At 34.1% G+C, this 8,688-nt stretch carries 12 protein-coding genes and 1 pseudogene; 1 reads left to right on the forward strand and 12 read right to left on the reverse strand.

Features of this window, described 5'->3' with window-relative positions; all coding sequences use genetic code 11:
• Positions 1 to 14: 14 nt before the first annotated feature.
• From U6A24_RS18030 to U6A24_RS18065, 8 genes are all read right to left on the reverse strand, one after another.
• Positions 15 to 338 carry an ArsR/SmtB family transcription factor gene (locus U6A24_RS18030; protein WP_324181399.1) on the reverse strand — a complete coding sequence of 108 codons (324 nt, stop codon included), beginning with the start codon at positions 336 to 338 and terminating at the stop codon, positions 15 to 17.
• Between the two features lie 81 nt (positions 339 to 419).
• On the reverse strand, positions 420 to 791 hold the full coding sequence (locus U6A24_RS18035) for a TM2 domain-containing protein (RefSeq protein WP_324181400.1): 372 nt from the start codon (positions 789 to 791) through the stop codon (positions 420 to 422).
• 64 nt (positions 792 to 855) lie between these two features.
• On the reverse strand, positions 856 to 1,242 hold the full coding sequence (locus tag U6A24_RS18040; RefSeq protein WP_324181401.1) for a VOC family protein: 387 nt from the start codon (positions 1,240 to 1,242) through the stop codon (positions 856 to 858).
• Positions 1,243 to 1,312: 70 nt separating this feature from the next.
• Positions 1,313 to 1,771, reverse strand: coding sequence for a DUF1801 domain-containing protein (locus U6A24_RS18045; protein WP_324181402.1), 459 nt, complete (start codon positions 1,769 to 1,771; stop codon positions 1,313 to 1,315).
• A gap of 15 nt (positions 1,772 to 1,786) precedes the next feature.
• A complete protein-coding gene (locus U6A24_RS18050; RefSeq protein ID WP_324181403.1) occupies positions 1,787 to 2,305 on the reverse strand; it encodes a DUF4199 domain-containing protein in 519 nt (172 codons plus the stop codon).
• 193 nt (positions 2,306 to 2,498) lie between these two features.
• Positions 2,499 to 2,915: a response regulator transcription factor gene (locus tag U6A24_RS18055; protein WP_324181404.1), complete on the reverse strand. Its 417-nt coding sequence runs from the start codon at positions 2,913 to 2,915 to the stop codon at positions 2,499 to 2,501.
• Between the two features lie 26 nt (positions 2,916 to 2,941).
• Positions 2,942 to 3,562, reverse strand: coding sequence for an HD domain-containing protein (locus U6A24_RS18060; protein ID WP_324181405.1), 621 nt, complete (start codon positions 3,560 to 3,562; stop codon positions 2,942 to 2,944).
• A complete protein-coding gene (locus tag U6A24_RS18065) occupies positions 3,556 to 4,497 on the reverse strand; it encodes a 2-hydroxyacid dehydrogenase (RefSeq protein WP_324181406.1) in 942 nt (313 codons plus the stop codon). The genes U6A24_RS18060 and U6A24_RS18065 overlap by 7 nt, the downstream gene beginning before the upstream one ends.
• Positions 4,498 to 4,729: 232 nt before the next feature.
• Between U6A24_RS18065 and U6A24_RS18070 the strand changes: the two genes are divergently transcribed.
• The gene (locus tag U6A24_RS18070) at positions 4,730 to 6,787 is read left to right on the forward strand and encodes a T9SS type A sorting domain-containing protein (RefSeq protein WP_324181407.1); all 2,058 of its coding nucleotides are present in this window, start codon (positions 4,730 to 4,732) and stop codon (positions 6,785 to 6,787) included.
• A gap of 86 nt (positions 6,788 to 6,873) precedes the next feature.
• Here the strand turns inward: U6A24_RS18070 and U6A24_RS18075 are convergent, their stop codons facing one another.
• The 4 genes and pseudogenes from U6A24_RS18075 to U6A24_RS18085 all read right to left on the reverse strand — a co-directional run.
• Positions 6,874 to 6,966 carry an IS3 family transposase gene (locus U6A24_RS18075; RefSeq protein WP_407654066.1) on the reverse strand — a complete coding sequence of 31 codons (93 nt, stop codon included), beginning with the start codon at positions 6,964 to 6,966 and terminating at the stop codon, positions 6,874 to 6,876.
• The gene (locus U6A24_RS23225) at positions 6,944 to 7,261 is read right to left on the reverse strand and encodes a hypothetical protein (RefSeq protein ID WP_407654068.1); all 318 of its coding nucleotides are present in this window, start codon (positions 7,259 to 7,261) and stop codon (positions 6,944 to 6,946) included. The genes U6A24_RS18075 and U6A24_RS23225 overlap by 23 nt, the downstream gene beginning before the upstream one ends.
• A 6-nt stretch (positions 7,262 to 7,267) precedes the next feature.
• The gene (locus tag U6A24_RS18080; protein ID WP_324181408.1) at positions 7,268 to 7,765 is read right to left on the reverse strand and encodes a hypothetical protein; all 498 of its coding nucleotides are present in this window, start codon (positions 7,763 to 7,765) and stop codon (positions 7,268 to 7,270) included.
• 8 nt (positions 7,766 to 7,773) lie between these two features.
• Positions 7,774 to 8,688, reverse strand: a pseudogene (locus U6A24_RS18085) (hypothetical protein); the annotation flags it as partial.

An 8,688-nucleotide genomic window follows, 5' to 3' on the forward strand; every position in this document is an offset into this window, starting at 1 on the left:
ATTGGCCGCTCGTATTAGCAGCAGTTATGTTTTGTTGTATTAAAAAAGGAATTTAAAGAGGCTTGTAACTCGTTCCATCGATCAAGATCGATACAATAGCACATGCTCTTTCCTTCAATCTCTCCTTTAAGCAATCCAATGCTTTTAAGTTCTTTAAGGTGTTGAGAAATGGTTGCTTGTGCCAGCCCAATTTCTTCTACCAAATCATTACAGATACATGAGTTTTGTTTACTAATGTATTGTAAAATAGCTATACGAGCAGGGTGCCCCAGTATTTTAAAAAACTGTGCAAGCTCGTTTTGTCTTTGATCAAATATTTGTGTTTTTGTAACTCCCATTTGTTATTTATATATCGCAATATTACGATAATAAAATTGATATAAAAAGTCAGAAGTATATTTTCTGACTTTTTTAACTTTTTAGAACCAAGGTTTTTTACCTACCTGGTAGGTCTGATAAAATTCTTCATCAGATTTTGTGAGGTACATAATCCCTTCAATTATTCCAACGATCCATGAGATCGAAGAAGTAATTCCGCAAGTAAAGATTCCAAGTAACCCAAGGATAAGCATGATCACCCCTTCTTTGGTATACCCAAGTACAAATTTATGAATTCCAAGGCTTCCCAGAATAATTCCAAGAATTCCTGCAAGCATCTTCTTGTTTTCTTGTGATCCAAGTGCTTCTTTAGCTTCTTCGGCAAATTCTTTGGCAGTTTCTTTTACAGTTTCTGCGGCTTCTTCAGCTCCTTTTTTGATATCATCCCCTAGGTTGTTGTTTTCTTCACTCATGTTGTTTAATTAATTGATTAATTTGTAGAAAAATACAAAAAAAATGTTTCCTAAATTAGATTCATTATAAAAAAGCTTTATCGATTGGTTCCCAAAGTTCAATTTTATTTCCTTCGGGGTCCACAATCCAGCCAAACTTGCCATACTCATACTCTTCTACCTCTCCAACAACAGTGACCCCTTCTTTTTTGAGAACTTCAAGCAATTCGACAAGGTTTTCTACCCTAAAATTCATCATAAACTCCTTTTTGCTGGGGGCAAAATAGGTAGTATCATCTTTAAAAGGGCTCCATTGTGTTGAGCAATCGTTACCTGCTGCATCTTTCCACCAAAATGTACATCCGTAATCATCTACGGGAAGCCCAAGGTGTTTACCATACCATTCTTTTGTCGCTTTTGGGTCTTTGGTCTTGAAGAAGAAACCACCCAGTCCTGTTACTCTATTTTTCATGTGTTTGTTTTATTGTTTTTATATGGTCGTGTGAAACCTGCAATGATTGAAATAATTATATCGGTTTCATTTATTTAGTTTTAATATTTTGTTCATACATTTCTATCCATTCCTGTGGGGTTATTTTTGAAGCCAATTCACCAATGAGCTTCATAGGGATTTGATCTATTTTCTTGAACCGAATACAGCTTTTACCCATATCTAATTTGGTTGTTACATATTTTGGATATTCACCTACAAACCAATTCATAATGTCCTTGCTGGCATAAATACCAGAATGATAAACGGCTATAAAATTCTTTTGCGATGCAATATTCATAAAGGGTAGCGGTAGTTTTGGATCACAATGATATCCGCCGGGATAGAGGCTATGAGGTACTACGTAGCCGATCATGCCATAACTCATTACTTCTGAAAACCCTTCTGGAAGGTTATCTTTAATTACTTTTCTTAGTTCGCTCATTACGGGTTGGCGCTCTTCAGGAATGGCTTCGATGTATTCGTCTGGCGTATTGGCTTTGTATTGCATTGTATTGGTTTTTAATTAACTCTGTAGGGGTTTACGTTGTAGTATTAATGCTGAAAGTAATGAAATTATAAATCCTATAATCAGGACCGTAGTAAACATGAGAAAGAAATTCATAAAAGTGTTTGAAAACATTTCTTTTTGTGCTTCCAGTTTTTCAAACTCTACTTTGAATTCAGCTTCAGAAAGGGAACTTCTCATTTGTTCGACATGATGAGCATAATACTCGGTCACAAAATTGGGGTCGATGTATTTAATATATATGACATCCAGGATCCCAAATGCTAACGAGGCAATTAGACTTATAAGTACTCCTATTAATAATGCTTTTCCAAATGTAACTGACCCATTATTCTCTTTGTCACGATAATGTTTTATACCAAAGAACACAAAAACTAAGGCTACCACAATACCTGTATAACCAATAACTTCCTGTGTTGAGTAATCGAGATTTTTCCCTAAAAACCATCCCGCGAGATTTAATGCACATATGGCAATAGCACTTAGGACTCCGTAACGTATCACTGTATTTTTCATACGATAAAAGATTTAAAAGTTTGTTTCAAAAGTAGGTTTAGGCACTCAATGAGAACTCATACTAAAGTATGAAATAAGCCAAAATAGTTAAGTTTATATTATAAAAAAATAATTAATGGCGATTCTACCTGACCTTTAAAAAACAATAAATTAATGCAGATAAAAAGTATCAAACTTTAGTACTAAATGGATATTATATAGGTATAATCTGAAGCTCTTTGGCAATTTGGATCGCTTGTGTACGGCGTTTGGCATCTAGTTTTACCAGCACATTGGATACATGTGTCTTTATGGTGCTTTCAGAAACAAATAATTTCTCGGCAATCTCCTTATTAGATAATCCGGTTGCTATTTCACAAAGAACTTCATATTCGCGTTTACTTAGCCCTAATTCTTCAATTTTTTTGTGATTAATTTCCTGGGTTACATTTTTCTCTTTATGAAGTATTCTTTTGTTGATAATAACACCGATAACAAAAAATACAATGGCAATGATGGCAATAATAGCTTCTATTGATGAATTTCCAGTAAGTAAACTGTATTTACTAAGTTGAAAAAGGACCAGTAGGGCCACTACTAATGCCGCAAAAATGAAAATCGTTTTTCTCACTCTATAAATTTAGAAAAAACTATACTTTATCTGGAAAGTAATTCTATTTCACGTTCAATATTGATTTTTGCTCTTCCTTCTAAATCAATAAAAAAATGATCTGTTTTAAAAATTCGGGGCATATCCAAAAACTGTTTTAGTACTTTGATGCGCCCTCTATTATAGATCAATCCAGGATAATAATTATACTCTTTTCTCACCTTTGTAAAATAGGTTTTATAAGCGTTCCACTCACTCCCCAAAATAGCTAAATCTGCATCGGTAAAATAATTGACGTCCTGGTTTTCTGAGATAGAATGTCCTTTGGTGGCAAGAATATGTTCTTCGCAAAGGTTGATTCGATCTTGGTCTATCCCGAGTGTATTGAGCACAATAACTGCCTTTTTTGCACTTAGCTCTTCATTATTTTGTTTTAGGATATTGTATTTGTAATCGTGATAGAATATGGCAAATAATAACATATCCCAGTCCATGATTCGATCTTTTATGGATACCAAATCCTGATGAATATGATCTAAATGTGACAAATTATGATAATGCCGATTTCTTGCGCTATACTTTTTCTGAAGATCTTTCCAAAGTGACTCCGCTAGTACAACATCATCGGTATATCTTGAAAGCAATGATATGAATAGTTCTTTTAGCAAAACTCGACTTTAATTTTATCTACAATGGTTTGTGCCAGCTTTTCTTTGGATTCTATCGTCCACCCCGCAACATGTGGGCTTAGAATTACATTGTGCATTTTCATCAGTTCTTGCAAAGCATTTGGCATCTCTTTTTCTGAGGAAAACAGGTTTTCGAAAGATGATTTTTCATATTCGAGCACATCTAATCCGGCGCCCAAGATTTTTCCTTCTTTTAAAGCATCAACCAGATCCTGAGTTATAACACTTTTACCCCGCGCTGTATTGATTAACCAAAATGCTTTTTTAAATTTTTGGATAAAATCTTTATTGATCATCCCGATAGTTTGAGGTGTTTGAGGAGTGTGTAGGCTCAATACATCGGTTTTTTCAAAAAGCTCTTCCAGATTTACCTGTAGTGCATCGTTATTCTCTACATCTTCGAGTATATCATAACAAATTACCTCTACATTAAAGCCACGTAGTTTGCGCGCGAAGGCTTTTCCCATGTTTCCATATCCAATGATACCCACCGTTTTACCATCCAATTCGATACCGCGATGTTCTTCTCGAAGCCATTTCCCGTTTCGTACACTTTCATCTCCTTGATTTAATTTATTAAATAGCGATAAAATCATTCCAAGAGCATGTTCACCAACGGCATTGCGATTACCTTCTGGGGCATTAAATAAGTGTATACCTCTTTTTTCGGCATAATCGGTATCAATATTCTCAAGTCCTGCACCTACGCGACCTATAAATTTTAAGTTTTTGGCCTTGTCGAGAAAGGTTTTATCAATGGCAAAACGACTTCTAATTATAATGCCGTGATACTTTGAAATTTTAGATTCTATTTCGGTTTTAGGAGAGGTATAATCCTCATCGTTTTGAAAACCAGCTTCTCGTAGCTGATCTAATAGCAAGGGATGATTTGTATCAAGGTGAAGGATATTCATGCAAAAGGTATTACTACTTCAAAAGTACGTATTACAGGGGGATTATATATTAAAAATATCTCAAATTGAATATACAAAATTACGTAGGGCTACGAATGGTTTAAAATACATATTCCAAATAGTTTTGCGCAGATACTATTGATGCCTAAGAAAGAATATTTAACAGCATTTATTTTTCTTAAAGAAATGTTAATTAGTATTTTTGCAGCTTCAAAAATCAAACCCCACAAATATGATAAGAAAATTACAATTAGGATTTACTTTTTTATTACTATCAACTGCTTTATTTTCACAAGATCAGGTTTTTAACACCGATGTCATTGTTCAAGGTTCTATGCAAATAGGAGGAGACGCCCAGAATAATTATAGTTTTGGATCCGACACTTTTGTAATGAGCGAAAATAACCTTAGAATGTTGTTTGAAGATACTTCGGCATCGGCCTCTTTTCCTGGAAACGATTGGCGATTTACATTTAATGATAATAGTAATGGCGGAGACAATTATTTTTCTATTGACGATGTGACTGGAGGGAAAAAACCATTTAGAATAGATGCAGGAGCACCAAATAATGCTTTTCGAATTGCAGATAATGGTAATATTGGTATTGGGACCAACAGCCCTGGGGATATAGAGCTTAATATTTTGGATAATGATACTCCCACCTTGCGTTTAGGCCAAAATGGTGGTTTTGGAACCCAGGTATGGGATGTAGCTGGAAATGAAGCTAATTTCTTTATTAGAGATGTAACTAATGGGAGTAAACTTCCTTTTAGAATTCAACCAAAAACACCACAAAATACACTTACTCTACGATCAAGCGGAACAGTTGGAATAGGAACATGGGGGCCAAATTCGAATGCTTCTTTACATATGAGTGCTACCAACAAAGGACTTTTGATAAACAGGATGACCACAACACAACGTACCGATTTTGCTGCAAGCCTCGATGCTGGAGAAAACGGAATGATGGTATATGATAATGAAGAAAATAAATTATACCTCTGGAATGGTACCGAGTGGGTAACCGATACCGACTCGCAGGACCTTGAGCTTACGGATAATACCTTGAGCTTATCCAATGACAACACTACAGTGGATCTTGCTAAATATTTAGACAATACCGATGCCCAGGATTTGGAGTTATCTGGAAATACATTGAGCCTGACCAATGATGCTACTTCGGTAGATCTTTCTAAATACCTTGATAATACAGATAACCAAACTGTTGATGTATTTCAGTTAAACGGAAATGACCTTGAATTATCGTTAGAAAGGGATGGTGTTGCTACGCAAACTGTAGATTTATCGGGATATCTGGATAATACTGACGCTCAAGATTTAGAACTGTCCGGAAATTCATTGAGTTTAACCAACGATGCCACTTCGGTTGATCTTTCTAAATATTTGGACAATACCGATGCCCAGGAATTATCATTTTCAAATAACATATTACGTATAGCTAACGGAGTTACTACTATAGATTTATCAGGGTATTTAGACAATACCGATGCCCAGGAATTATCATTTTCAAATAATGTATTAAGCATTGCCAACGGCACGAATACCATAGACTTATCTGGTTATCTAGATAACACAGATTCACAAACCCTGGTTTTAAATGATACAGATCTTAGTATTTCTGGCGGGAACAGTATTGATTTATCTGTTTTAAGAGATGGTACAGGAACCGATAACCAAACGTTGAGTTTGAATTCTGATGTTTTGAGTATTTCCAATGGAAATACGATTGATCTTTCTACCTATTCAAATACAGATCGTCAAAATTTAACGGCTGCAAGTTTACGTGGAAGTAATCTCACGATTGAAATTGAGAATGGCGCGTCGGTAACTGTTGATTTATCACCTGTAGTTACCTCTTTGGAGACTGAACTTGACAATGCACAACAAGAGATAGCGGATTTGGCTGCCGAAAACCAAACACAGCAAACTGTTATTGAAGATCTTATTGCTCGTATTGAAGCGCTAGAACAAAATACCGGAGGTGGACAGGACCCAACTAGCAAAGGAAATACTCCTGTACTGTATCAAAATATTCCAAATCCTTTTAATGGGACGTCGACCATTAAGTATTACTTACCCAAGGGTATTACCAATGCGTCTATTGTATTCAGCAATGCTGTAGGGCAAGTATTTTCAACCGTTGCTTTACAAGAAACTGGTAATGGCGAATTGAATATCAATAGTGATGGCTTGGCCAAAGGCACCTATTTCTATACATTATATGTGGGAGGTCGAAAAATTACATCGAAAAAGATGGTGATTAAGTAATTTTTTTGGAAAAACTAATCTTACTGTTAAACAAAAAACCACTCTTTTTGTACTGAACCCAAAAAGTTGGACGGTTAAACAAAAATTTAATTTAGATAATGAGCTCGATACTGTATCGGGCTCATTCCTTTTAAAGATAAAGATATCCTATCTTGATTATAATTTTGAATATATTTCATCCTCTTGTAATAAAGGGTAACCTTTTACTTCTTCATAACTTATGATATCATAATCTATATTTATTAATTCTTCCTTTGTTAGTGAAACAAAATATGATATATAATCTGTAAGTCTAGATTTTTCTTCACCTTTCACTTCATAAATTTTAATATACTTTTCGAGATCACCATCTTGGTAAGATTGTGAAAACACAATGTTGTTTATAAAGTCTTTTACTAATACTTTGCTATTATTATTTTGATTGCCATTGAAGAAAAATTGAATGAATACGGAGAAAATCAATGCTTTTTTCATTTTTCATTAAATGTTAGATCTTGATTTTCCTTTTACTTTACTTATGTCTATTATGTTATCTGAATAGTAAATGGCGCTATCTTTCTTTATCATTTCAAGTTCTATGATGGCTTTTTTTCCCTCGTTTAATAAATCAATATGTTTTATATTCTTTACCTTTTCATATTCATTTTCTGAGACATATACAGTAATTACTGAATCTTTACCAAAATGAAGGAAAATATAAGGTAATCTTAAAAGGTCATGGTCTCTAAGTTTTGAGTGATATTTATACAATTTGATTTTTTCTTTACTTAACTCTAATCCTTCATTTCTTAGAACGCTATCCATTTCTTTTATATATTCCTCATATTGATCTTTTGTAGCGCCATATGCGCTCGCAAACGTAATTGATTTGAAGGTGAGATCTGCTTTCACATTTTTAGATTCTTCTACTTTTTGACAAGAATAGAAGTTAATTAACGTTAAAACAATTATCGAAATGAACTTTCTTTTATTTTTCATAACTTATCTTAATTACATGTTCCTGAATTATTATTTGCATTTCCGCGATTAACATTTCTTATCATACCATTCGGTAAATCCATGCTTCTTATGGCTTGTCCAAAAGCTCCGGGATTACTTCCTCCCCCATTGAACCATGTACTTTGAGGATCTGGTAAAGCAAATTGACAAATTGAAGCCACTTCTAGTACAAAGTCAGTACAATTATTATCATTTAAATCATAGTTTTGATTATAATTAACAGCATTGTCAATTATTGAAGATAATGAGTTCTTATCAATTTGAAAAGTTATACTAACATTAAATTCATCACCTTGATTATTACCAAATATGTTAGGATGATTAGTGTCAAAAGGTGTAGCCGAGCCATTAGGGTAAAGGCCAAAATATCTTTGAACATTACCTTGACGAATTCCAATAAAGGCATGTCCTGCTTTATCTCCGGCTGCTGAAAAAGGATCATGTCGATTATTAAGAGGTTGATCTACAAATATAGTTAACTCGGCACCTTTAGAGATGTCAAAACAACTCAAATATTCTCTAATATTATTTATAGGAATATCTGGAGTAAATATAAAAAATGGATTTTCCAAAAGACCATTAAACTGAGTATCTGTAATTACATTATCTATATAGGCATCTATTACTTCTTCTGAAAAATTAACTACATCTTCATCTGCATTATTTTGATTTACAAAATATAGTATTTGCAACCCTTCAACTTCATTAACATGTTGAGGTTTTATAGCATCCTGCAATTTCTTGGCAAACGATTCTTGTCCTCCAGCATTTTTAAAATTTAATAGTGGCGTTAAAAACTCTCTGTTACTTTCCATCCAACTACGATCCATAGAGCTCCATTGTGAATCTAGTACTTCCAGTCTAAAGTCTACCAAATTAAGCCCCACATAATCTATGGGTTC

Source organism: Aquimarina gracilis (assembly GCF_035285365.1).
GTDB classification, from domain to species: domain Bacteria; phylum Bacteroidota; class Bacteroidia; order Flavobacteriales; family Flavobacteriaceae; genus Aquimarina; species Aquimarina gracilis.